Source organism: Streptomyces sp. NPDC056734 (assembly GCF_042790455.1).
GTDB lineage: Bacteria > Actinomycetota > Actinomycetes > Streptomycetales > Streptomycetaceae > Streptomyces.
In genome coordinates, this window is sequence record NZ_JBHTZD010000010.1 from 21570 (window position 1) to 44252 (window position 22683).

At 72.6% G+C, this 22683-nt stretch carries 23 protein-coding genes; 9 read left to right on the forward strand and 14 right to left on the reverse strand.

Annotated features, from left to right (window positions below):
* Position 1 precedes the first annotated feature (1 nt).
* The gene (locus ACFRFC_RS16825) at positions 2–1240 is read left to right on the forward strand and encodes a PucR family transcriptional regulator (protein ID WP_382685844.1); all 1239 of its coding nucleotides are present in this window, start codon (positions 2–4) and stop codon (positions 1238–1240) included.
* A 330-nt stretch (positions 1241–1570) separates the two neighbouring features.
* Here ACFRFC_RS16825 and ACFRFC_RS16830 read toward each other — a convergent pair whose 3' ends face one another.
* The 5 genes from ACFRFC_RS16830 to ACFRFC_RS16850 all read right to left on the reverse strand — a co-directional run bounded on the left by ACFRFC_RS16830 (position 1571) and on the right by ACFRFC_RS16850 (position 6451).
* Positions 1571–2974 carry an NAD(P)/FAD-dependent oxidoreductase gene (locus ACFRFC_RS16830; RefSeq protein ID WP_382686428.1) on the reverse strand — a complete coding sequence of 468 codons (1404 nt, stop codon included), beginning with the start codon at positions 2972–2974 and terminating at the stop codon, positions 1571–1573.
* A 93-nt stretch (positions 2975–3067) separates the two neighbouring features.
* Positions 3068–4255: an MAB_1171c family putative transporter gene (locus tag ACFRFC_RS16835; RefSeq protein ID WP_382685847.1), complete on the reverse strand. Its 1188-nt coding sequence runs from the start codon at positions 4253–4255 to the stop codon at positions 3068–3070.
* Positions 4252–5532 (reverse strand): MAB_1171c family putative transporter, encoded by a 1281-nt coding sequence (locus tag ACFRFC_RS16840; protein WP_382685850.1) that lies wholly within the window; start codon positions 5530–5532, stop codon positions 4252–4254. Before ACFRFC_RS16840 ends, ACFRFC_RS16835 begins: the two co-directional genes overlap by 4 nt.
* Positions 5529–6032, reverse strand: a complete 504-nt coding sequence (locus ACFRFC_RS16845) for a toxin (RefSeq protein ID WP_382685852.1) — start codon at positions 6030–6032, stop codon at positions 5529–5531. The genes ACFRFC_RS16840 and ACFRFC_RS16845 overlap by 4 nt, the downstream gene beginning before the upstream one ends.
* Before the next feature lie 50 nt (positions 6033–6082).
* A complete protein-coding gene (locus ACFRFC_RS16850; protein WP_382685854.1) occupies positions 6083–6451 on the reverse strand; it encodes a hypothetical protein in 369 nt (122 codons plus the stop codon).
* Between the two features lie 545 nt (positions 6452–6996).
* Between ACFRFC_RS16850 and ACFRFC_RS16855 the strand changes: the two genes are divergently transcribed.
* On the forward strand, positions 6997–7455 hold the full coding sequence (locus tag ACFRFC_RS16855) for an RrF2 family transcriptional regulator (RefSeq protein WP_382685857.1): 459 nt from the start codon (positions 6997–6999) through the stop codon (positions 7453–7455).
* Positions 7456–7546: 91 nt separating this feature from the next.
* A complete protein-coding gene (locus tag ACFRFC_RS16860; protein ID WP_382685860.1) occupies positions 7547–8473 on the forward strand; it encodes a UTP--glucose-1-phosphate uridylyltransferase in 927 nt (308 codons plus the stop codon).
* A gap of 37 nt (positions 8474–8510) precedes the next feature.
* Here ACFRFC_RS16860 and ACFRFC_RS16865 read toward each other — a convergent pair whose 3' ends face one another.
* Positions 8511–9314, reverse strand: a complete 804-nt coding sequence (locus tag ACFRFC_RS16865) for a hypothetical protein (protein WP_382685862.1) — start codon at positions 9312–9314, stop codon at positions 8511–8513.
* 254 nt (positions 9315–9568) lie between these two features.
* On the opposite strand from ACFRFC_RS16865, the gene ACFRFC_RS16870 reads away from it, so the two are divergent.
* Positions 9569–10486: a sulfite exporter TauE/SafE family protein gene (locus ACFRFC_RS16870; protein ID WP_382685865.1), complete on the forward strand. Its 918-nt coding sequence runs from the start codon at positions 9569–9571 to the stop codon at positions 10484–10486.
* A gap of 53 nt (positions 10487–10539) precedes the next feature.
* Here ACFRFC_RS16870 and ACFRFC_RS16875 read toward each other — a convergent pair whose 3' ends face one another.
* Positions 10540–10722 (reverse strand): DUF397 domain-containing protein, encoded by a 183-nt coding sequence (locus tag ACFRFC_RS16875; protein WP_382685867.1) that lies wholly within the window; start codon positions 10720–10722, stop codon positions 10540–10542.
* Entirely contained in the window at positions 10719–11504 is a 786-nt protein-coding gene (locus ACFRFC_RS16880; protein ID WP_382685869.1) for a Scr1 family TA system antitoxin-like transcriptional regulator, read from the reverse strand. The genes ACFRFC_RS16875 and ACFRFC_RS16880 overlap by 4 nt, the downstream gene beginning before the upstream one ends.
* Before the next feature lie 221 nt (positions 11505–11725).
* On the opposite strand from ACFRFC_RS16880, the gene ACFRFC_RS16885 reads away from it, so the two are divergent.
* A complete protein-coding gene (locus ACFRFC_RS16885) occupies positions 11726–12274 on the forward strand; it encodes an ATP-binding protein (RefSeq protein WP_382685871.1) in 549 nt (182 codons plus the stop codon).
* The gene (locus ACFRFC_RS16890) at positions 12213–12635 is read left to right on the forward strand and encodes an ankyrin repeat domain-containing protein (protein WP_382685873.1); all 423 of its coding nucleotides are present in this window, start codon (positions 12213–12215) and stop codon (positions 12633–12635) included. The genes ACFRFC_RS16885 and ACFRFC_RS16890 overlap by 62 nt, the downstream gene beginning before the upstream one ends.
* Before the next feature lie 50 nt (positions 12636–12685).
* Here the strand turns inward: ACFRFC_RS16890 and tgmC are convergent, their stop codons facing one another.
* From tgmC to tgmA, 3 genes are read right to left on the reverse strand one after another with little or no spacing between them, the layout of a single operon-like run.
* A complete protein-coding gene (gene tgmC, locus ACFRFC_RS16895) occupies positions 12686–13882 on the reverse strand; it encodes an ATP-grasp peptide maturase system methyltransferase (RefSeq protein ID WP_382685875.1) in 1197 nt (398 codons plus the stop codon).
* Positions 13879–14835 (reverse strand): ATP-grasp ribosomal peptide maturase, encoded by a 957-nt coding sequence (tgmB, locus tag ACFRFC_RS16900; protein WP_382685878.1) that lies wholly within the window; start codon positions 14833–14835, stop codon positions 13879–13881. Before tgmB ends, tgmC begins: the two co-directional genes overlap by 4 nt.
* A gap of 25 nt (positions 14836–14860) precedes the next feature.
* Positions 14861–15124: a putative ATP-grasp-modified RiPP gene (gene tgmA / locus ACFRFC_RS16905; RefSeq protein WP_382685880.1), complete on the reverse strand. Its 264-nt coding sequence runs from the start codon at positions 15122–15124 to the stop codon at positions 14861–14863.
* A gap of 412 nt (positions 15125–15536) precedes the next feature.
* Here tgmA and ACFRFC_RS16910 point away from each other — a divergent pair, with 412 nt between their 5' ends.
* Positions 15537–16121 (forward strand): hypothetical protein, encoded by a 585-nt coding sequence (locus ACFRFC_RS16910; protein ID WP_382685882.1) that lies wholly within the window; start codon positions 15537–15539, stop codon positions 16119–16121.
* Positions 16122–16157: 36 nt separating this feature from the next.
* Here the strand turns inward: ACFRFC_RS16910 and ACFRFC_RS16915 are convergent, their stop codons facing one another.
* From ACFRFC_RS16915 to ACFRFC_RS16925, 3 genes are all read right to left on the reverse strand, one after another.
* Entirely contained in the window at positions 16158–17279 is a 1122-nt protein-coding gene (locus tag ACFRFC_RS16915; RefSeq protein WP_382685884.1) for a glycosyltransferase, read from the reverse strand.
* A gap of 31 nt (positions 17280–17310) precedes the next feature.
* Positions 17311–18573, reverse strand: coding sequence for a nucleotide sugar dehydrogenase (locus tag ACFRFC_RS16920; RefSeq protein ID WP_382686431.1), 1263 nt, complete (start codon positions 18571–18573; stop codon positions 17311–17313).
* Positions 18574–18740: 167 nt separating this feature from the next.
* The gene (locus ACFRFC_RS16925) at positions 18741–20204 is read right to left on the reverse strand and encodes a glycosyltransferase (RefSeq protein ID WP_382685886.1); all 1464 of its coding nucleotides are present in this window, start codon (positions 20202–20204) and stop codon (positions 18741–18743) included.
* Positions 20205–20344: 140 nt separating this feature from the next.
* Between ACFRFC_RS16925 and wecB the strand changes: the two genes are divergently transcribed.
* Entirely contained in the window at positions 20345–21433 is a 1089-nt protein-coding gene (wecB, locus tag ACFRFC_RS16930) for a non-hydrolyzing UDP-N-acetylglucosamine 2-epimerase (protein WP_382685889.1), read from the forward strand.
* A gap of 274 nt (positions 21434–21707) precedes the next feature.
* Entirely contained in the window at positions 21708–22466 is a 759-nt protein-coding gene (locus ACFRFC_RS16935; RefSeq protein ID WP_382685892.1) for a class I SAM-dependent methyltransferase, read from the forward strand.
* The last annotated feature ends 217 nt before the right edge of the window (positions 22467–22683 follow it).

The following is a 22683-nucleotide window of genomic DNA, read 5'->3' on the forward strand; positions in this document are numbered from 1 at the left end:
CGTGACCACCCGCCCGGCTGTCGCCCCCGCCCTCACCCCCCGCTCCGCCTGGCACGACGTACCGCGCTTGCAGGTGCGCAGGTTCGCGTCGATCGCCCTGGCCGAGGCCCCCGGCCTGGCCGAGGACATCATGCGGGAGATCCGCCGCGAGTACCCGCATCTGCCCGTCGTGCTGGACGAGAACGGCGAGCCGATGGCGCTGGTCGGCATCCGCCGCGCCATCGAGGTGTTCGTCCAGCACCTGGAGAAGTCCGAGGGCCGCCCCACGGTCCCGCCCGGCGTCTTCCACGACTTCGGCCGGGGCGAGGGCCTGGGCGGGCGCAGCCTGGACTCGCTCCAGGCCATCTACCGCATGGGCGTACGTCTGGCCTGGCGCCGTTTCGCCGACATCGGGCAGCGCGTGGAGATCCCGCCACCGGCGATGTACGAGCTGGTGGACGCGGGGTACGAGTATCTCGACGGCCTGGTCGACCAGTCGGTACGGGGGTACGCCGAGGCCGCGGCGCGGCAGGCCGGGGAACGACTGCGTCTCCAGCGCCGCCTGATGGAACTCCTCCTCGTCGAACGCCACCGGGGTGACCCGGCCGAGGCGCTCGCGGAGCGGGCCGCGCAGATCGGGTGGCCGCTGCCGCGGAGGGTGGCCGTCGGGGTGCTGCTGCGCCCGGCGCGGGAGGCGGTGGCGCCGGCCGTCGGTCAGGGGGTGCTGCTGGACATGGAGTACGAGCAGCCGCGCATGGTGGTGCCCGAGCCGGGTGCCGCCGGCCGCCATGAGCTGCTGCACCGGGCGCTCGCCGGGTGGGCGGGGGCGATCGGGCCGCCGGTCGCGCTGGCCGACGCGGCGAAGTCGCTGCGCTGGGCGGAGGCGGCGGTACGGCTGATGGAGCGGGGGTTGCTGCCGGCCGGGGAGGTGGTGTTCTGCACCGAGCACACCGAGGCCCTGGTCCTGCTCCAGCCCGAGGAACTGATCGACGACCTAGCCCTGCGGGCGCTGGCCCCCCTGGTGCACTGCGGCCCGACCCACGGCCGCCGCCTGGCGGAAACCCTGCTGGCCTGGCTGGAGACCCGGGGCGGCGCCCCCGAGGTCGCGTCCCGCCTGGGCGTCCACCCCCAGACCGTCCGCTACCGCCTGCGCCAGATCCGCGAACTGTGGGGCGACGAGATAGACAACCCGGACCGCCGCTTCGAACTGGAGCTGGTCCTGCGGGCGCAGCGGCTGAGAGGCCGACTCGGCGAGTCGTAGCTGCCGCCGGCTTGGGGGCGGTGGTGGTGGGTGGCTGCGGTGGTGGAGCGGCTGGGGGCGGGTGGGGGCTGGTCGCGCAGTTCCCCGCGCCCCTGAGGGCGTTGCCGCGCCGCCACTCCCACGCTAGCCCGCGAGCAGTCGTCCCGCCCTCCCCGTCAATCCGCGGGCAGTCGCCCCGCCCGCCCTCGTCGATCCGCGGGCAATCGTGCCGCCAAGGGCGGCACGGGTGGGCTCGGGCGGCACCCTGTTCTCGCCGGGCTGCGCATCGTCCCCCCGGTCACCCGAACCCACCCGCACGCTCAAGGACCCGCAACCCCAACGCCCGTACCCTCAATGCCCCGCACCCTCATCCCCCGCCCCGGCAACCCCCGTACGGTCCAGCCCGCGCAGTACCCCCCGCTCCTCCGGAGTCAACGGCGGTCCCGCCAGGGGTGGCAGGGGGGAGCCCAGCGTCGCTGCCAGTACCGCGCCCGGTCGGAGCAGGCGGGTCGGGCCCGCCGTCAGGCTGGTGACATCCCACAGTGCGGACGCCGCGACGTAGGACCCCGTCGCCGCCCCCGTCAGGCGGCGCGAGTACGCCGCTGTCAGGCGGTCGGTGAAGCCGGGGCCGCCGCCGCGTGCCTCGGGGTACCAGACGTCCTGGCTGACGGCCATCGTCCAGGCGGCGTCCACCGTCCGGGCCAGCCTCCGCTGGACCCGCCGCGCCAGTTCCGGCGCCGCCAGTCCCGTACGCCGTACCTCCTGGGACAGGACCCGCGCGCCGAACGCGGCGACCGACATGCCCTGTCCGTACGCCGGGTTGAAGGTGGCGACCGCGTCGCCGAGGGCCACGAAACCCTCGGGCCAGCGCCGCGCCTTCTCCAGGTACCGCCGCACATTGCTGGTGCTGTGGCCGATACGGACGTCCGTGAGCGGCTCGGCGCCGGAGATCAGCCGGCCGACGATGGGGTCGGGCAGGTCGAGCGTGTACCGGAGGAAACCCTCCGGGTCGGCGGGCGGCTCACCGCCCCGGGTACCGGCGAGGCTCACCATCCAGCGGTCCCCCTCGATCGGCAGCACCATCGCGCTGCGGCCGGGCCGGGACGCGTACGGGTCGGCTTGCACCATCGTGAGCGGGAAGCGCTCCGCGCCGGGCGGCGTCCGGTAGATGCGCGTCGCGTTGACCAGCCCGGCGTCCACCGTCCGCTCGGTGATCCCGGAGATCCCGATCACTTCGAGCCAGTGCAGCACCCGCGACCCACGTCCGCTCGCGTCGACCACCAGGTCCGCCCCGAGGTCCTCGCCGGCCTCGCCGGACCCATTGGAATCCGACCCCGACACCCGGACGCCCGTCACCCGCCCCCCGTCGCCCAGCAGGCCCTCCACCCGTCCCCGGCGGATCTCCACTCGGGTGCTCTCCACCACCGTCTGCCGTACCGTCCAGTCCAGCAGCGCCCGGGTGCAGGTGATCATGTGCGGCCCGTCGTGCCGCCAGCGTCTGAGCCAGCCGTGCGGGGTGAGCGCCACCATGCCTCTGCCCAGCGATATCTCGTGGGCGCCCGCGGCGAGCAGCGCCTTGCGCAGCCGCCCGCCCGGCACCAGTTCCTCCATCGCGGCGATGCCCCCGGCCATCAGCAGATGGGCGTGGCGTCCCTGCGGCAGCCCCCGGCGGTGCTCCGGTCCCTCGGGCAGGTCGTCGCGGTCCAGCACCAGCACCTCGTCCACGACGCCGTCCAGGGCCGCCGCGGCCAGCATGCCCGCCAGCCCGGCGCCGATGACGACAGCTCTACGCGACGTGGGACGCGACGACATGGGACGCGACGACATGGGACTCCCTAAGGATCAGAATCAGCCATGGTTCAGGCCATGGGAAGTCCTCACCGTACCTTCGCAAGCTGTGTCGGAGACCGGTGACTGCCGTACGGCGTGGGCCAGTTCGACCAATCCGCTGCTGTCGCAGACCTCGGTGGCGTAGAGCCGGTACGTACTCGGTGGTTCCAGCGGCTGCTCCCCCGCAGCGGCCCGCCGCGCCGCGTCGGTGAGCATCGCCGCCTCGGCGGTCATCCGCGCCTCGTGCGCCGGGCGCCCGGCCCGCACCGCGGTGTCCCGGACCCGCTCGCGCACGCTGTCGTCGAAGTAGGGCGCGAGCGCCAGCAGCGCGTCATGTATGGCCACCTCACGCCAGTGCAGCCGCTGCCGCGGCGACTGCCACCAGCCGCCCGGCGGCAGGGGCGCGACGGAGACGGACCGTACCCGCGTCCACAGGGGCCGCAGCCTGCGATGGTCGCCGAGACAGCGCCAGTGCGCGCGGGCCGGCGGCAGCAGCCGGGGCAGGGTGAAGCCTGCCGAGCACAGCAGCGCGGCGAGGGAGGCCATCGGCGGGGCCACCGACGTGGACAGGAAGTCGAGGTCACCGCCCGCCCAACGCGCCGCCACCGCCGTGTACTTGGCCAGCTGGAACCCCACCAGGTCCACCGCCGAGCCCGCCATGATCAGCAGCAGCCCGGCCCGCAGCAGCCCGGTGACCTCACGCAGCCACTTCAGGCACAGCGCGCACATCACCACGGTCGACACACTGTGCCCGACCAGGTAGAGCACGGTCATCTCGCGCATGAACGGGGTGGTGGCGTAGTACGTGTCGAGGTCGGCGAGCCGCTCGACATCGGCGTCGGCGTGCACGAAGAGGACCACGATGACGACGATGAGCGCGCCGTAGGCGGTGACACAGCGCAGCACCGTCCGCCGGACCCGCTCGGGCGGGCCGCCCCGCCAGTGGATCAGCAGGATCAGCAGCGAGCAGCTGTACGCCGACAGCAGCCCGTACGTCAGCGGCGCACCGAAGTTGGGGACGCCCGTGAGGTCGTTGACCACGGCCAGCGTCAGCGGGGCCGAGCAGACGAACACCAGGGCGCCCAGGGTGATGGACATACAGGTCGAGACGGTCAGCGGATTGCGCGTGGTGGCGAGGGGCCGCCGGAACAGCACCGCGGCGGCCAGCGCGAGCAGTGCCGCCGCGAGGTACACCACGAGGCTCATGCGCCGCGCCCCTCGCGCAGGCCCTCGCGCAGCCCCTCGCCGCCCCGCGACTGCCCGCCCCACCCCCCGCTCACCGGGCCGGCCCCGTTGAGCGCGCCGGCCTGCGCCGCCGCAGCCGCCCCGTCGGCCGCGAGCGCGCCGAGGCGGGCGGCGGCGACGAGCGGGGAGGTCGCCAGGGCGCGGGCGATGGCGACCAGGGCGCCCGCGGCGGGGCCCTCGCCGGGCAGGCGTCCGGCGTCCGGGGGTGGGCCGCCACCGCGTTCGTCGTGGGCCGCGGCGGCGATGACGGCCGCCCAGGCGGTGGCCTCGGCCCGCCGGGGATCGCCGGTGGCCCGCAGTTCGCCGTCGAGGGCACGGTCGTACAGCACCCGGTCGAAGAACGCGTCCAGGTAGCTGAGGGCGTTGTGGATGCTGGTCTGGCGCCACATCAGCCGGGTGGCGGGCGCCGCCCAGCGCGGGCGGGCCAGCCGCAGCGACCGCCGGGTGAGCACATCGTCCAGTTCGCGCTCCAGCGGGGCGAGCCGGGCGTAGGTGCGCCAGGACGCGAGCCAGCGGGTCAGCGCGGGCCCGGCCAGCGGGATCAGTACGCCGATGGACGTGGCGAAGGCGCCGAGCCCGGCCGCCGCGCGTGAGACGTCGGTGTCCAGCGCGGACCAGTCGTGGCCGAACCAGCGGGCCGCGACCGCGGCGAGCTTGGCCAGGCTGTAGCCGGAGGCGCACAGGGTGCCCATGCCGAGGATGACCAGCCCGGCGCGCAGCCAGCCGTGCACCTGCCGGGCCCAGCGCAGCGCGGAGACGGTGGTGACGGCGACCGCGAAGAGATGCGTGACCAGGTACAGCACGATCATCTGGGCGATGAACGGGGTCGTGGCGTAGTAGGTGTCGAGGTCGGTACGGCGCTCCACCGGGGCCTCGCCCAGCGTGAACGTCACGGCGATGCCGAGCACCACGAACGCGTAGGCGACGATCCAGCGCCGGGAGATCCGGTGCGTTCGGGGCCCGCCCCGCCAGCACACCACCAGCACCTGGGAGGCCGCGCTGTACGCGGTGATCGTCGCGTACGTCATCGGCGCGGCCAGGTTGGGTATCCCGCTGAGGTCGTTGATCGCGCCCACCGTGGGCGGCGCCCCCAGCACGAAGGACAGCCCGGCGAGACCCAGCACCGCGCAGATCGCCCGCAGAAAGGGGTCCTGGGGATGGCGGAGCAGGTCCGGCAGCTTCACCGCGAGGCCGAGCCACAGCATCGCGCAGCTGATGTAGTTGACGAGGCCGCTCATCCCCGGTTCCCCCGGTAGTTGAGGGCCGCCCCGATCCGTCCGGCGAGCCCCGCCGGGCCGTCGTCGGCGTCCGGGTCGGGGCCGGGCGGCGACTCCAGGAGGGTGCGCAGCCGTTGCCCCATCAGCATGCCGAACCGGTCGGCCTCCTGCTCCTCCGCGAGACAGAAGTCGGTGCGCAGCGCGGCCGGGGCGTCAGCGGCCGCCGCGGGGTGGGGTTCGCGGTGCATGTGCCACACCTCGTGGCAGAAGATCACGATCTGGTGCCAGACGGCGGCCCGCCGGTCGACCACGATGTCGTCGCGGGCCTCCCGGTTCAGCCACAGGCCGCTGGCGGTGTGTGGCGGGAACACCTCCCGGTGCAGCACGACCTCGCGCCCCCGCCACTGCCCGACGGCGGTGACCAGCGCGGCGAACAGGGCCTCGGGGTCGGCCGGTGTGGGTACCGGCAGGGACGCGATGAGGGCGTCGGCGAGCCGGCGCATCTCCTTCTTCGTACGCACGTTTCTTCCCCGGGGTCGTCTGGTCGTTCGGCGTCGCTGTGGTGGTGGGGTCACTCATGGCGGAAGGCTCCGCCGGGCTCCGCATCGGCGGCATCCGCCCGACGCCTGGTCAGGGCGTCCCGCACGGTCGCGGCGGGCACCCGCACGGGCCCGGAGCCGAGGACACGGGCGGTGCCGTACGCCGGCCGCGGCGGCTCCACACCGAAGTGCGGGGCGGGTGGCGGCGACGGCAGCGGGTGGCGCGTGGGCGTCGGCAGCAGCGGGTCGCGGGTGGGGCGGCGGGGCCTCGGGTCCTTCCGGAGTCGCGGAGCGGCGGGTACCCCGATCGCCGGCACGGCCTCGGGGACCCGGACGGACGAGCCGTACAACTCGCCCGTGCGGGCGGCGGGATCCAGCGCGAGCGTGCCCGCGATGCTCATCGGACCCCCTTCTCACCGCCGTCCGGCAGCTTGTCCGAGGTTACGCGGCTGGCAGTGTCCGCGTCACGCGCGAGGCCCCCGATGACCGGCCCACCGCCAACGGTACGGCCGGAAAGCGCCGTTGCCGCGACGGCCCGGTTCGGTGCTCGATGCGGAGCTGAGCGGCATGACAGGGGCAGCCGGAGCCGCTTCCCACGTCCCGGTGCCCGTCGGCCGAACCCGGTACCCGCGCGGCTGCGCCCGTCACCGCCGGGGTGGCGCCCACGGGACCCCGTTCGCCCACCCACGCGCCGCCGGAGCCGGCTCCCACGTCCCGGTGCCCGTCGGCCGAACCCGGTACCCGCGCGGCTGCGCCCATCGCCACCGGGGTGGCGCCCACGGGACCCCGCCGCCGGAGCCGGCTCCCACGGCCCGGTGGCCTCGGCCGAACCCCGTACCCCGTACCCGCGCGGCCGCGCCCCTCGCCACCGGGATGGTCCCCACGGCACCCCGTTCCCCCACCCACCCGGCAAGTTCCAGTCCCGCACGCACCGCACAATGGGCGTATGAGGATCTCGGCTAGGGCGGACTACGCGGTGCGGGCGGTACTGGAACTCGCCGTACGGGCGGGCGGTGAACCGGTGAAGGCGGAGACGGTCGCCGCCGTCCAGGACATCCCGCACAAGTTCCTGGAAGGAATCCTCGGCGATCTGCGGCGCGGCGGCATCGTGGAGAGCCGGCGCGGCGGAGGCGGCGGCTACCGCCTCGCCCGCGACGCCGCGAAGATCACCGTCGCCGACGTGATCCGCACGGTGGACGGCCCGATCGTCTCCGTCCGCGGCGAACGCCCCACGACCCTCACCTACACCGGCTCCGCCGAACCCCTCCTCCCCCTGTGGATCGCGCTGCGCGCCAACGTCCGCAAGATCCTGGAGGGCGTCACGATCGCGGACATCGCGGGCGCTTCCCTCCCGGACCCGGTCCGGGAACTCGCGGCGGACCCGGCGTCCTGGATCAACCCCTGACCGCCCGCCGGTCCGGGCCGCGCATTGGTAGCGTCAAAGACGCCCCGCCGTCCCCGCCGGGCCGGCGTGCCGACCGACCGAGAGAGACCTGATGCCTCCGACGATCCGCAGGGCCGTGATTCCCGCCGCAGGGCTCGGTTCCCGTCTGCTGCCGCTGACCAAGGCGACCCCGAAGGAGATGCTGCCGGTCGGTGACAAGCCGGTCATCGAGCACACCGTGCGGGAACTGGTGAACTCCGGCATCACCGACATCACGATTGTCGTCAGCGGGGGCAAGTCCCTGATCCAGGACCACTTCCGGCCCAACCCGGGCCTGGTGGAACAGCTGCGCGCCGACGGCAAGACCGCGTACGCGGACGCGGTGGAGGAGGTCGCCGGGCTCGCTCGCAGCGGCCACATCACCTACCTCGACCAGTACGGCCCGTACGGCAACGGCACCCCCGTACTGAACGCCGCCCGGTCCTTCGGCGACGAGCCCGTCCTGGTGCTGTGGCCCGATGACGTGTTCGTGGCGGAGGTGCCGCGCGCCCAGCAGCTGATCCGCGCCTATGAGCAGACGGGCTGCCCGGTGCTGGCGCTGCTGCCCATGGACCGGGGTGAGTCCCAGCGCTACGGCGTGCCGATCGTGAAGGAGGACCTGGGCGGCGGACAGCTGAGGATCACCGGGCTGGTGGAGAAGCCCAAGCCCACCGACGCGCCCTCCGCGTACGCGGCCATCGGCGGCTATGTCATCACGCCGGGCATCGTGGACGAACTGCGGGAGCAGACCCGCCGCTGGTACGAGGCCCGGGAGAAGGGCAAGCCGGTCGGCGAGGTCTATCTGACCGACGCGATCAACGCGTACGCCGTCGGCCGCGCGGTCTACGGCCAGGTCATCAGCGGCACGTGGTACGACACGGGCAACCCCGCCGACTACCTGGTGGCCCAGATGGCCCACGCCCTGGCCCACCCCGAGTACGGCCCGCTCCTGCGGGACCTGGTGCAGCGGCTGGACAGCCCGGCGCCGGCCGGCGACTGAGCCGCCGGCCGGCCATTCGGCCTCGGTTCCAGCGGCCTCAGTTCCAGCCGATCACCTCGAAGTCCTCGTTCACGAACACGTGGTGCGGCCAGTTCACGCTGATGTTGTGAACCTCGTACTCACCGTTCGACAGCTCCACCACCCGGTCGTTGACCCCGCCGGGGACGACCTCCTGCGCGGCCTTGACCGCCTTGTCGGCCACCGTGCCGCTGAGGATGGTGCCCTCGCCCTCGGTGTACTCGGGGATCTCACCCACCGACTGGTCGGGGGAGGGGGTGCCCTGCTGGAACTCGATCACCCCGGCCGCTTCGGCGGCGGCCACTCCGCCGTCGCCGTTCGGCTGGACGTTGACCTTCGTGGCGTCGATGGTCGCGCTGTCGACCGTGCCCAGCACCAGCACGCTCTCGCCCTTCTTCACCACCTTCTCGGTCGCGCTCCGGCTGCCGTTCGTGTACTTGGTGGACGACGACTCGTTCACGGTCACCGTCACACCCGCTGCCGTGGTGAAGGTGAAGCTGTCCTTCGAGGTCGTCGCGACGATGCCGGTCGCCCCGCCCGCCGCCGGACCCGCGACCGCTCCGCCCTCCGGCGCCGTGGGCGTCGGGGACGGGGTGACGTCCGCCAGCACCGCCGAGGTCGTGGTGCCGGACGGTGACGCGGACGCCGCCGACGTACCGGCGAATCCCGCGACCGCGCAGGTCAGCCCGGCGGCGACAAGCGCTCCGCCGGTCCTCCTGGTCAGCAACCGGCGTGCGCGCGGGGGGCGTACGCGCACATCGGTCGTCGTGGTTGCCGGCTCCGACTCCGCCGGGGTGGCGTTGGTCGGGTCGTAGTCGTTCATCCAAGAACTCCTCGCTCTGTGACAACGAGAAGATCGTGTTCCCCGGGCCTACGAGGAGCCTGTGGGCTGGGTGAGTAAGTACTGACAACCATCGGGGTCATCGCTGAGAAAGTCTCATTGTCGCAGGTCAGAGAATTCCGAATGCACTCAAAGCGTCCTGACAGGCACCCCGTCTAAGGTCCGTGACCGTGCATTCCTACCCACCCGGTGGGAATACAGGGAATCGAATACGACGACGACGGACGGACGCCGCCATGCGCACCTTGATCCTGCTCGCCCTCGCGGGCTTCGGAGCCCAGTTGGTGGACGGCAGCCTGGGCATGGCCTACGGGGTGACCTCGACCACCCTGCTCCTGGCCCTCGGCACCAACCCGGCCGCCGCCTCCGCCACCGTGCACCTGGCCGAGATCGGTACGACGCTGATGTCCGGGGCCTCGCACTGGCGGTTCGGCAATGTGGACTGGAAGGTCGTGGCGCGGATCGGGGTACCGGGAGCGGTCGGCGCGTTCCTCGGAGCGACGGTCCTGTCCAACCTCTCCACCGATGTCGCCGCCCCCCTGATGTCCGTCATCCTGCTGGGCCTCGGCGCCTATGTCCTGATCCGCTTCACCCTGCGCGGCCTCCCGCGCACCCGCCTGGGCGCCCCGCTGCGCCGCCGCTTCCTGACCCCGCTGGGCCTGGTCGCCGGTTTCCTCGACGCGACCGGCGGGGGCGGCTGGGGCCCGGTCGGCACGCCCGCGCTGCTGGCCTCCGGCCGGATGGAACCCCGTAAGGTCATCGGCTCGATCGACACCAGCGAATTCCTGGTGGCGGTGGCCGCGAGCCTCGGTTTTCTCTTCTCCCTGGGCTCCCAGGGCATCGACTTCGCCTGGGTCGCCGCGTTCCTCATCGGCGGCCTGCTGGCCGCGCCGCTGGCCGCCTGGCTGGTACGGCTGCTGCCGCCCCGCATCCTGGGCTCGGCGGTGGGCGGCGTCATCATCGTCACCAACGCCCGCACGCTCATGAACAGCGACTGGCTCTCCGTCTCCGACACCACGAGGGTCCTGGTCTACATCGCCGCGTACGCGCTGTGGGCTGCCGCCCTGACGTACTCGATCCGGGCGCATCTGCGCGAGCGCGACCTGACCGACCAGGTGGACCCGGAACCGGCCGAGGTCAGCGCCGCCCACTGAAGTGACATGCGTGCGCCCCGGGTACCGGTTCCGGTGCCCGGGGCGCAGGGTGTTCAGTGGGTGAGCTGGGTGAGGAAGTTACCCCAGGTGGTGGGGGAGAGGGCCAGGTGCGGGCCGTGCGCGTTCTTGGAGTCACGTACGTGGATGGTCTCCGGGCACGTGGCGACCTCGACGCAGTTGTCTCCGGAACCGCTGCTGTAGCTCGACTTGAACCAAGTCAGTTCGGGCGTGCTCATAGGGCTCCTCGCATCCGGTGTAGCAGGCTCACGGACTCCTCAAGGGGGAGAGCCTGTGAACGCATCCTGGCATACCGTTGCTGGAGCATGCTCACGATCTTGCGGTCGGAGATCAACTGACCGCTCTCCGGTGCTTCCGTGTACGCGAACCACTTGTTCGCCGGGGTCTCCAGCAGCCACATGGGACCTTGCATCCCGGCGTGTGATTCCCTCACGAGCGGCATGATCTGGATCTCGACATTGCGTAGCTCCGAGATCTCCAGGATGTGATCGATGAGTTCGCGGGTTACGTCTGTTCCGCCCGTACGCCGCAGGAAAAGGTGCTCTTCCAGAATGAAGCCGAACGCGGTGTTCGGCCGCTCGTGCAGCACCCGTTGCCGCTTGGCGCGCGCCACCCACTGCTTCTCGATCTGGTCGTCCGTCAAGGGAGGCAACACGTCGGCGAACAGCTTCCGTGCGTACGCCTCGGTCTGGAGCATCCCCGGAACAACTCGGGAGTCATACCCGTACAGCGTGATCGCAGTGGCCTCCAGTTGCGCCCACTGGCTGAACCACGCCGCCAACCCCGGCTGCCGTGCCACGTGTTCCAGGGGCTTCCGCAACGCCCCCGTGTTCCCCAGAGCCGCCTCCGCCATCTCCACGTAGTCCGGGTCCGGCATCCGTCGTCCCAGCTCGACCGACGCGACCGTGTGTTTGGAGAAATTGACCAGATCGGCGAACTCCTCCCTGCTCAGGCCCGCGTGCTCGCGCAGTGCCTGATGCACCGCGCCGAACGTCCGCATACTGTCCGAGGATTCCGGCTCACTGCCCTTCCTCCCACTCGCCCCCGACGCGTTACCACCGCTCACCTTTGGCCACCTCTCGCACACGTCCCCGCTGCATCTTGACACCCAGCATCGTTACGGGACGTGACCGGTACTGTCCAGAGGGTAACCGCGTACGCTCGCGCAGCGTACGCGGATTTGCCCTAGTGAAGTGGCTCACAGCGGCCGACATTTAAGTCATGGCCACTCCTCTTTCTCCCCAGCAACAAGCCGCCGTACGCGTGTTCACCGAGCGTTTGCCCGCAACACCGCGTTGCGCCAGGCTGGCGCGCTTCCTCGCCCGGACCCGGCTCGACATCTGGGGCATCCCCCACGGCTCCGACGTATCCGAGAGAGTCGCCCTCGTGGTGGCCGAACTCGCGGCGAACGCCGTGACGCACGGGCGGGTGCCCGGGCGGGACTTCGAGCTGCGGCTGTCGGTGGTGACCGGCAGCGTGCGGATCGAGGTGACCGATACGAGGAGCGAGTCCCATCCGCCGGGGCCGGGGGAGGTCGGGGCCCCGGGTGAGCTGGACGAGTCGGGGCGCGGGCTGATGCTCGTGGCGGCGGTCGCGGACCGGTGGGAGGTGCTGGACCGGCAGCCCGGGAAAACGGTCAGGGCCGAGGTCGATGTGCCGGGCTGGCTGAAGCTGTTCGGGACGTCTCAGCCGCGTAGGGTCGGCGACCGTGAAGAGACGCGAGAGCAAGAAACTGTCCGCCAAGCTGGACCGGGCGGCGAGGACGGGTGACACCAGGACGGCGACCGCCCTGCTGCGCTCCGGCGCCGACGGCACGGCCGCGCTGTACACGGCCTCGGTGCAGGACGAAGCGGAAGCGGTCCGCGTCCTGCTGACCGCCGGCGCCGACCCCGACGTCGAGAACACGGGAGTCGGCGCCGACGGCACCCCGCTGTGCGCGGCGGCCTGCTGGGGCCACACCGACGTCGTACGCGAACTCCTCGCCCACGGCGCCGATCCCGGCCTCAGGGAGGAGCAGGGGAGTGGCCGTACGCCTCTGGAGTGGGCGTTGGCGGGCCCGTACCCGGAGACGGTCGCGCTGCTGCGCGCGGCGCTGGAGCCGTCAGTCCCGCTGGACGCCCAGCGTCGGTGAACCCGAGTACCCCGCCCGGATGTCGGCGCCGGGGTTCGGGGGCCTTCTGCTCATTCAAGGGGGATGGCGGGCATCTCCGGATGCTGGAGGTACTGCCCCACCGTGTCGACGCTGAGGCGAAACGCGGCAGGACCGGGCCGACCCGCCGCCGCGTGCGCGCTGAGGACGTCCTCGGCGCGGTCCCAGAGGCGGATGGGCCCGGCCTGCCGGACCCGCAGTTGATCGCCGTCGGGAGTGAGCGCGGCCACGGAGCCGGTGGTGATGTCGATCAGACAGGTTGTGCCGTCGACGGTGGTGATCTGGCTGGTCGGCAGGGCCGACTGGACCAGGAAGCGGGTGAAGAACGCCTGCTCCGTCTCGGCGGTGAGCCAGTCGATGGTGTGCCGGGCGGTGGTGGGAACCGCGTCGGCCAAGAGGGAGTTCCAGTGGGCGGGGTTGCCGAAGGCGGGGGCCTGGTGGGGGCGGGCGAGCATGAAGGACACGGTTCCCGGCAGGAGCGGGCCGCTGGCGGTGCCGTCGTCGTGGACGGTGAGCAGGGTGCGGCCGAAGCCGAACTGCCAGCCACCGAGGGTCACCAGGATCTTTCCTCCGGGCCGGGTCTGCGCGATCCACGCCCGGGGGACGGTACGGACGGAGCAGGCGGCGACGATCCGGTCGAACGGGGCCGACGGCCAGTAGCCGTACAGGCCGTCCGCGACCGCCAGGTCGGGGGTGTAGCCGAGGCTGTACAAGGCGTTGGCCGCCTGTTCGAGCCGGTGGTTGTCGACTTCCAGGGTGGTGACGGTGTCGGACCCGTACCGTTCGCAGACCAGCGCGGTGGAGTAACCGGTGCCCGTGCCGACCTCCAGGATGTCCTGGCCCTCGGACAGGTCCGCGTCCGCCCACATCCGCAGGACCAACGACGGCAGCGTGGACGAGGAGGTGGGGGAGCCGCCGTCGCGGGGCTCGGGACGGTCCCAGTCGGGCTCATCGCCGTCGAGTTGGGTGACGAGGCTCTGGTCGGTGTAGGCCGCGGTGAGCCACCGTTCGGGGTCCGACTCGGGGGTGACCGGTTCCCACCACGTGAACCCTCGGGGAGAGGGCTTCTCGGCCGGCAGGTAGAACCCGGGCGCGAACCGGTGCCGAGGGACCGTCTCCACAGCCGGACGCCACCCATCGGCCCAGCCGTCGCGCACCACGGCGGCGGCCAGTTCGCTCCGGAGCCGCGCCGCTCGCTGCTCGCGCTCGGGTTCGCCTGCGCTGGTCATGGTCGGGGTCCTTCCAGCAGGAGGCGGGCGAAGGCTACGGCGATGTCGGCCGAGTCCGGTAGCCATCCCCACTGTCCATTGGGGTTGCACTCGATGAACGTGAACCGTTCCCGCGCATTCTGGGGAAGATCCTCCCGCAGAGCGAAGTCGAAGCAGCCGAAGACGAGCCCGAAGGCGTCCAGGTACGTGACCAGGGCCTCGGCAACTACGGCCGGAACGGCGAGCGGCTGGTACTCCAGCGCGTCCCAGTCGCCCCGGCGCCAGTCCAGGACGCCGTCGGGGGCACAGATCCGCTGGGCGAAGACCTTCCGCCCCACCACCGTGATCCGGGCGTCCGCTGTCTTCGGCACCTCGGCCTGGAACAGATGAGCCGTCAGGGCGACGGACTCGTCCAGCGTCTCCGGGTCGATCCGCTGAGCCCAGATCGCACCGGCCTGCCCGTCGTCCGAGACGGGCAGACCCCGGAAGGGCTTGTAGACCACCGGGCCGTGCTCGGCGGCGAAGGCGCGCGCCCGCTTCGCGTCATTGGCGATCAGCGTCGGGGGCACCACCAGACCGATCTCCACGGCCGTCTGGAGCTGGGCCGCTTTGAACTCGGCCCGAGTGACGGCAGCCGGATGGTTCACGTACCTGCACCCCGGAATGTTCGTCAGGACGCCGCCGAGGCCATGCTTCGCCTCCACCGCGGCGAACGCACGCGTCCGCTCATCGGCTCCCGCAAGGTGGGGCATCTGCCAGGGGCCCGGCCTTCTGTAGTACACGGCCCCGATTCTCTCCAGCGCCACCACGCGGCTCGGCGTCGTCACCGAACCCGTCCAGCCGCGGGGGCCCAGCGCTGCCCCGAACATCAGATCAGGGCCGATATCCGCCGGATCGACCCGCACGACCCGGGCGCCGAGGCTGTTCAGCTCCTCGATGACGAGGTCCGCGGTGACATCCTCCAGGGACGTCACCACCAACACCGTAGGGCCCACCGGATCAGTCGGCGTCGTAGTCGGTCGTCACATCGTCCTCGACCTGGGGCTTCGGCGCCTGGCCGTCGGTGCCACCCGATCCCCCGGATTTCGACGTGGTGCCCTTCGTCCTGCTCGTTCCGTGCTTTCCCAGCTCGACGACCTGCCCGGCTGTGTCGGTGTAGCGGGCAAGCTGCGTCAACGGGTCCAGCTCAACCCGCGCGTAGGGCGGCGCCGACACCGGCAGCCGGTCAGTCACCAAGCGCAATCCCCAAGGCACGTTCTGCATGGACACAGCCTCTCGCTCCGCCGGTGCACAGTACGGTCCCGACCGCTCCGGGAAGTCCAGTTGACACCACCGGCCCGCCTCTATGCGACCCCACGAACGCGCCAGGCGACTCTCGGCCAGGCGACCTCCGTACGGGCGGGTGCGGGATGGGGCGAGGGCCGTTCAACGGATGTGAGAGAAGTGTGACGCCCGAGGGTTTGTTCGATACTTCGACACAACCTTCACAGCCGGGCCTAGGAACCCGACCACCGCGGAACCTAACCTTCCCGGCGTCATGGATTACTGCCAGCCGTGCCACAGGCACCTCAACGGCGCCCTCGCCTGCCCGGGGTGCGGCGCCCCCGCCGAACAGGAGACGGGCGGGGCTGCCGTGTCCGATGTCCACGGCGATGCGCCTGATGGGGCTGGGCTCTTGGCCCGGCCCGAAGAGGGCCGTCCCGCCCGCTCCCGCCGCGCCCACCCCTCCGGCGCCGGTCGTCGGGACCGCAAGGCCGCCGCGCATCGCCGCCGAAGGCGCCGGGTGCTCCTCGCCGGTGCCGGGTTCCTGCTCGCCGCCGGTGGGCTGAGCCTCGCCGAACTCGGGACCGACGGCTCGGGCCGGGACCCTGAGCCCGCCGTCGCGGAGGACGGGTCGGGGGCGGACGGGTCGGGGGCGGGCGGCGCGTCCGGTGAGGTGACCGCGAGCGGGTGGCCCACGCCCGGGGTGTCCCCGGACGGATCCCCTGATGACGGACCGTCACCGTCACCCTCGCCGTCCCTGTCCCCGTCCGGTACGTCATCGGTGTCCCCGGAGGAGCCGGAAGAGCCGGAGACCTCGGCGCCGCCGCCCACCACTGACCCGGGCGGCACGGTCCCCATCGCGCATCCGACCACGCCCGCCGGCGAGTCCCCGTCCCGGCCCACCACGGCACCGCCGCCCGCCCCGCCCAAGCCGGACCCCACCCCGGAGCCCACCCCGACACCGACCTGCGAGCGCTTCCTGTGGTGGTGCTCCTGAGGGAGTGGAGAGCAAGTGCGGAGGCGTGACCGTGCGTCAGACGAGCACACCCTCCGGTTCCTTCGCCCACCGCTCCAGCAGGTCCACGAACTCCGTGCCCCGCCCGGTCCAGTCCAGCTCGGACAGGGCCGCCTCCCGGCCGCGTTCGGCGGAGCCGAGCCGCAGATCGGGGTCGGTGCGCAGCCGCCGTACCGCCATCGCCGCCGCGGCCGGATCCTCGTACGGGACGACGAGTCCGCAGCGGTGGCGCCGCACCAGATCGACGGCGAGCGGGTTCGGGGTGGTGACGACGGGGACGCCGTGGGCCATGTACTCGACGACCTTGGTGGGCCGCGAGTGGCGGTAGTTGGGCTGGTCGTGCAGGAGGGAGAGCCCGGCCAGGGCGCCGGAGAGCAGACCGAGGGCACGGTCGTTGGGGAGGTAGCCGTGCCAGCGCAGCACGCCGTCGCGGTCGGCGGCGGTGAGCGCGTCGCGGACCTCGGGGTCGGCGGCGCCGACGACCTCGACCCGTACCTCGGGGGCCAGCAGCCGCGCGGTCTCGATCAGGTCGAGCGCGCCGCGCGCCCGGGAGAGATGGCCCAGATAGACGGCCCGGTCGGGGCCGGGCGGCGCGGGGTGCTCGCGGGGCACGACCGGGAGGTTGGGGACGACGGGGTGGGGCCCCCGGAAACGTTCCTGGTAGGCGTCCTCGGCGAGCAGCAGCCGTACATGCCGTTCCGCGAGGCGCTCCGCGGCCCGTACCGCCGCCCGCAGCGGGAGCCGCAGCGGGGCCGGGACCCAGCGTTTCATCACCAGGGCCGCCGCGGTGTCCTCGTGCACGTCCCACACCGTGACCGGGGCGCGGCCCTCGCGGCGCCAGCGGCGCAGGGTGCCGGGCAGGGCGAGCAGCAGTTCCGGATCGTGCAGGATCACCACGTCCGCGTCGGGGCCGCGTTCGGCCAGCAGGGTGCGGGCCGCGCGCAGGGCGGCGCGGCGGTCGCGTCCGGCGGCCCGGGGCAGGTCCAGGCCCTCGATGCCGGGGCGCGGGGTGACCTGGCGGGCGGCGAACGGGGCCGCGAACATCACCTGATGGCCGCGTTCCCTGAGCGCGGCGATCTGCCGGTGGAGGATGCGCGCGTCCTCCGGATGGTGGACGACGGTGACCACGAGTATCCGCATCAGAGCAGCACCTTTCGGCTCCCGCGCGAGGTCAGAGCACTTCGACGCCGGGCCGGAAGATCCGCCCCCGGGTGTCGAAGAGCAGCCGGGCCGCGTCGGACAGGGCGGGCAGGTCGTAGGAGGAGTGGTCCTGGAGGAGGATCGTCAGATCGTGGTCGGCGACCGCGGCCATCGGGTCGTCCACGCGCGGGACCGGCACACCGTCCACGGTCCACTCGGGGACGTACGGGTCGTGGAAGCGGACGTCCGCCTCCCGCCGGCGCAGCAGCCGGGCCACCGGCACCGCGGGGCTCTCCCGCTGGTCGGCGATGTCCGGCTTGTAGGTGACGCCGAGCAGCAGCACCCGGGAGCCGTGCAGCGGCCGTCCGGCGTGGTTGAGCAGATCCTGGGCGCGGCGCACGACGTACTCGGGCATCCGCCGGTTGATCTCCTGCGCCAGCTCCACGAACCGGAACTCGTAGCCGAGCGAGGAGCGCACCTTGTACGAGAGGTAGTTCGGGTCGATGGGGATGCAGTGGCCGCCGACCCCGGCGCCGGGGCGGAAGGCGTGGAAGCCGAACGGCTTGGTGCTCGCGCAGCGGATCGCGTCCCACAGGTCGACGCCCAGTTCGTGGCTGATCACGGCCAGCTCGTTGACCAGGGCGATGTTGACGTGCCGGTAGGTGTTCTCCAGCAGCTTGGCCATCTCGGCCTCGCGGGTGCCCTTGGCCTGGACGACGGTGTCGACGAGCTTGCCGTAGAAGGCGACCGCGCGGGCCGCGCAGGCGGGGGTGCAGCCGCCGACCACCTTGGGGGTGTCGCGCAGCCCGAAGCCGGGGTTGCCGGGGTCGATGCGCTCGGGGGAGAAGGCGAGCGAGAAGTCCTCTCCGGCCCGCAGCCCCGACACCTGCTCCAGCAGCGGCCGTACGACCTCCTCGGTGGTGCCCGGGTAGGTGGTGGACTCCAGGACGACGAGCTGTCCGGGCCGCAGCCGGGCGGCGATCTCCTCCACGGCCGCGGTGACCGCGCTCAGATCGGGCCCGCCGTCGCTGTTCAGCGGCGTCGGCACACAGATCACCACGGTCTGGGCGCGGGCCAGGCAGCCGGGGTCGGTGTGGGCGCTGAATCCGGCGGCCAGCATCGCGCGTACGTCGTCGTCCGGGACGTCGTCCACATGGGAGCGTCCGGAGTTGAGGGACGCGACGATGCCGGGGTCCCGGTCCAGGCCGACGACTCTCAGGCCGACCGTCGCGGCCTCCCGGGCCAGCGGCAGTCCGACATAGCCGAGCCCGATCACCGCCAGCTCGGCCGTGATCTCCGGGTCCGTGGGTTCCGGGGCGGTGAGTTCCGGTTCGGTGACCGTCGGATTCGTGACCGTCGGATTCGTGACCTTCGGGTCCGTGGTCTGACTACTACTGCGCGCGGCCTGCATGGGCATTCCTCCCCGTCAGCGGTGGTGGCTGCACCTGCGCGGCCCGCGCCTCAGACGGCGCCGAGGGCGCGGTACGCCTCGCGGGTCGTCTCGGCGACCCGCGTCCAGGTGCGGTCGCGGGCCACTAGCTCGCGCGCAGCCGATCCCCATTCGAACCGGTTCTGACCGTAATAGAGTTTTTCCATACTTTCAGTCCAGGATTGCGGCGAATCAGGTGGAATCAGCTGTCCGGTCTCTCCCGGCTTGACGAGTTCCCGCAGCGCCGGGAGGTCGCTGGCGGCCACCGGCAGCCCGCTCGCCATCGCCTCCACCGGCTTCAGCGGGGTCACCGTCCGGCACACCCGCTGATCGGTGCGCGGCACGGCGAACAGGTCCAACACCGCGTGATACGCGCGTACTTGGGTGTGTGGAACGCGGCCGGTGAACAGCGCCGTACCGTCGTCGAGACCGAGCCGCGCGGCCAGCGCCGCAAGCTCGGCCCGCTGCGGTCCGTCCCCCACGATCAGCAGCCGTACCGGCACCCCGCGCCGCCGCAGCGCGGCACCCGCATGGAGCAGCGTGCCGATTCCCTCATGTGGCGCAAGGGTGCTGACCGTGCCGACGACGAAGTCCTCCGGCGCGATCCCGAGCCGGGCCCGCAGCGCGGCCCCGTCCGGCGGCGGGGCGAGGAACGCCGCGTCGACCGCGTTCGGCACGATCAGCACCCGCTCCTCGGGCACCCCGCGCCCCACGATCTCCGCCTTCATCGCCGCGCCCAGCGTCAGCACCAGGTCCGCCTCGCGCATGACGGAGGTCTCCAGGTCGCGCCGGGCCCGGTAGCTGGGGTCGGCGGGGGTGCGGCCGGGTGCCTGGGTGAGCCAGGTGTCCTCCAGGAAGCCCCGTACCTCGTACACCACCGGCAGCCCGTAGGACGCGCGCAGCGCCAGCGCGACCCGCCCGTTGCCGTGGTCGGTGGCCGGATGCAGCACCGCCGGACGCAGCCGCTCGACCAGCCGCCCGGCCAACTCCGCGTTACGGGCCAGCAGCGCGGACTGCCCGTACGGCAGCCACCAGGGCAGCAGCCGGTGGTGCGGCACACCGGCCACCGATTCCACTCCCCGGGCCGCCACTACCCCCTGCGCCACGGGGAACCCGATCCGGGTCACCACCTGCGGGTCGAGCCCCAACGCCCGCTGTGCCTCGGCGATCTTCTGGGTGCGCACGGTGTATCCGGCGTGCTTGACCGGCAGTGAGTTGGTCACCAGGTGCAGCACCCGCCCCGGCACCGGCCGTACCGCCGAGCGGGGGATCGGCGGGGGCACCCGTCCCCCGTCCGGAGCAGCCGCCGGACCCGCCGCCCGGGCCCGCGCGGCGAGCCGCCGTTCGAGCGCCCCGGCCCGCCGCCGCACGGGCGGGGGCAGCGTCCGCACCCCGAGCAGCATCGCCCGGACGGGGTCATGACGCAGCTCGCCCCAGGCGACGGAGGCGGCCAGACTGAGCGTGCGAGGGGACGGTGTGGGGATATGCCATGACATGACATAACGTTAGATGGAAAAACAGGACAAGTGCGATATGAAGCATGGAGTGGGCCATGAGGTGGGCCATGAGGTGGGCCACGAAGTAGGTCATGAATTGGGTCATGCACTAGGTAGAGGGACGACATGAACGGGGTCACATGAACGGGCGCGTACTCCACGTCGTCGGCACCCGGCCGAACTTCGTCAAGGCCGCACCGGTCGTGGCCGCGCTGCGCACGGCGGGCTGTGATCAGGTCCTGGTGCACACCGGCCAGCACTACGACGAGCGGATGTCGGACATCTTCTTCCGGCAGCTCGGTCTGCCCCGGCCGGACACCGACCTGGGCGTGGGCTCCGGCAGCCAGGCCCGTCAGACGGCCGAGCTGCTGATCGCCCTGGAGGGCGAGCTGATCGCCCGGGATCCGGCGCTGGTCATCGTCTACGGCGATGTGAACTCGACCCTGGCCGCCGCGCTGGTCGCGGCCAAGCTGGGCATCCCGCTGGCCCATGTGGAGGCCGGGCTGCGCAGCTTCGACATGGCGATGCCGGAGGAGGTGAACCGGCGCCTGGTCGACCAGCTCGCCGAGCTGCTCTTCGCGACGAGCCCCGAGGCGATCGGGCATCTGGCCCGCGAGGGTGTCCCGGCCGACCGGATCCACCTGGTCGGCAACCCGATGATCGACACCTTGCTCACCCACATGGACCGCTTCGACCCGGCCGCAGCGCGTACGTCCCACGCCCTGCCCGAGCGCTACGGCGTGGTCACCCTGCACCGCCCGGCCAACGTGGACGACCCGGAGGCGGTACGCGCCGCCGTGCACGCCCTGACCGAGGCGGCCCGGCTGATCGACCTGGCCGTGCCCCTGCACCCCCGGGGCCGGGCGGCCCTGGGCGCGGCGGGCCTGGCCGACGCCCCCGGCATCCACATCCTGGACCCCCTGGGCTACGTCGAGTTCATGAGCCTGGTGCGCGGCGCCGCCGCTGTGATCACCGACTCGGGCGGCGTCCAGGAGGAGACGACGATCCTGAACGTCCCCTGTCTGACCCTGCGCACGACCACCGAACGCCCGGTCACGGTCACCCACGGCACCAACCGCCTGGTCGCCCCCACCGAACTGGTCCCCGCCCTGCGTAAAACCCTGGACACGCCGCCCCACCCCCCCACAGAGGGCCCACCCCTGTGGGACGGCCACGCGGGCCCGCGTATCGCGACGACCATCACGCGGTGGCTGGACCACCATGGCTGAGGGCGCCGGGCTTCTTGGCGGCGGTGGGGCGGGCCTCCCTGCGGCGGGGGGTGCTGGGCCGTACGGGAGCGGGCGTGCGGGTGCGTCCATGGCGGAGGGCGCCGGGGCCCGTGGGTTTGATGGCGGTGCGGCTGGGGGCGCTGGGCGTCACGGCAGTGGCGGCGGGACGGGCTTCTCCATGGCCGGGGGCGCCGGGCCATATGGCGGCGGGCGCACAGGCGCGTCCATGGCGGAGGGCGCCGGGCCTCCTGGCAGTGGCGGGACCGGCGCTTCCGTGACCGGGGACGCCAGCCCCCAAGTCACCGGCGGGACGGACCCCTCCACGGCCGAGGGCAGCGCCCCCCACGACAGCCCCGGGGTGTTCTCCTCCACGCCCGAGGACACCCGACCCCCCGAGACCTCCGGCAGCGCCGTGACCCGTTCCTACTGGGACACCCGTCACCGCGTCCATGACCATCTCGCCTCCGGCGGTCACATCGGCCTGGACCGGGCGGGCAACGAGATCTTCTACGCGCTGCGCCTGGGCGCCCTGCTCCCCCTGATCGGCGATCTGGCCGACCCGACGGCCCCGCTGTTCGTCCTGGACGCGGGCTGCGGCAAGGGCCACTTCGCCCGCGCCCTCGCCCGCTGCGGCCACCGCGTCGACGCCTTCGACACCAGCGAACAGGCCGTCGCCCACGCCCGCGCCGAGGGCGGCGGCCCGCGCTACGCCGTCGCCGCGCTCGACGCCTGGCGCAGCCCCTGGCCCTACGACACGGTCCTGTGCCTGGACGTCCTCTTCCACGTCCTGGACGACGAGGAATGGTCCGCCGCCCTGCGCAACCTCGCCTCCCTGGTCCGCGTCACCGGCCGCCTGATCATCACCGACGAGAACGCCCCGGCCCGCCGCCCCCGGGGCGACTACATCGTGCACCGCCCGGCGACGGAGTACGCCACCCTCCTGACCCCACTCGGCCTGCGCCACACCACCTTCACCCCGTACGGCTTCCGCGAGAACGAGGTCGGCTTCCACGTCTTCACGAGGGTCCGCTGATGCGCGGGGGCGCCCGGCCGCCGGCCGCGCCACGGCGTCCAGCCCGCCGACTGCGGGACGCACCACGCCGATCTCGCCGCCACCCGGCTGACGCCACGCCAACCTCCGGCCGCTGCCCGACGGGGCCACCCTCTCGCCCGCGCTGCTGCCCGGCGGGCGGGTTGCCTCGCGCCTACCCCGCCTTGGTGGGCGTGCGGCCTCACGGCCACCGTCCCCC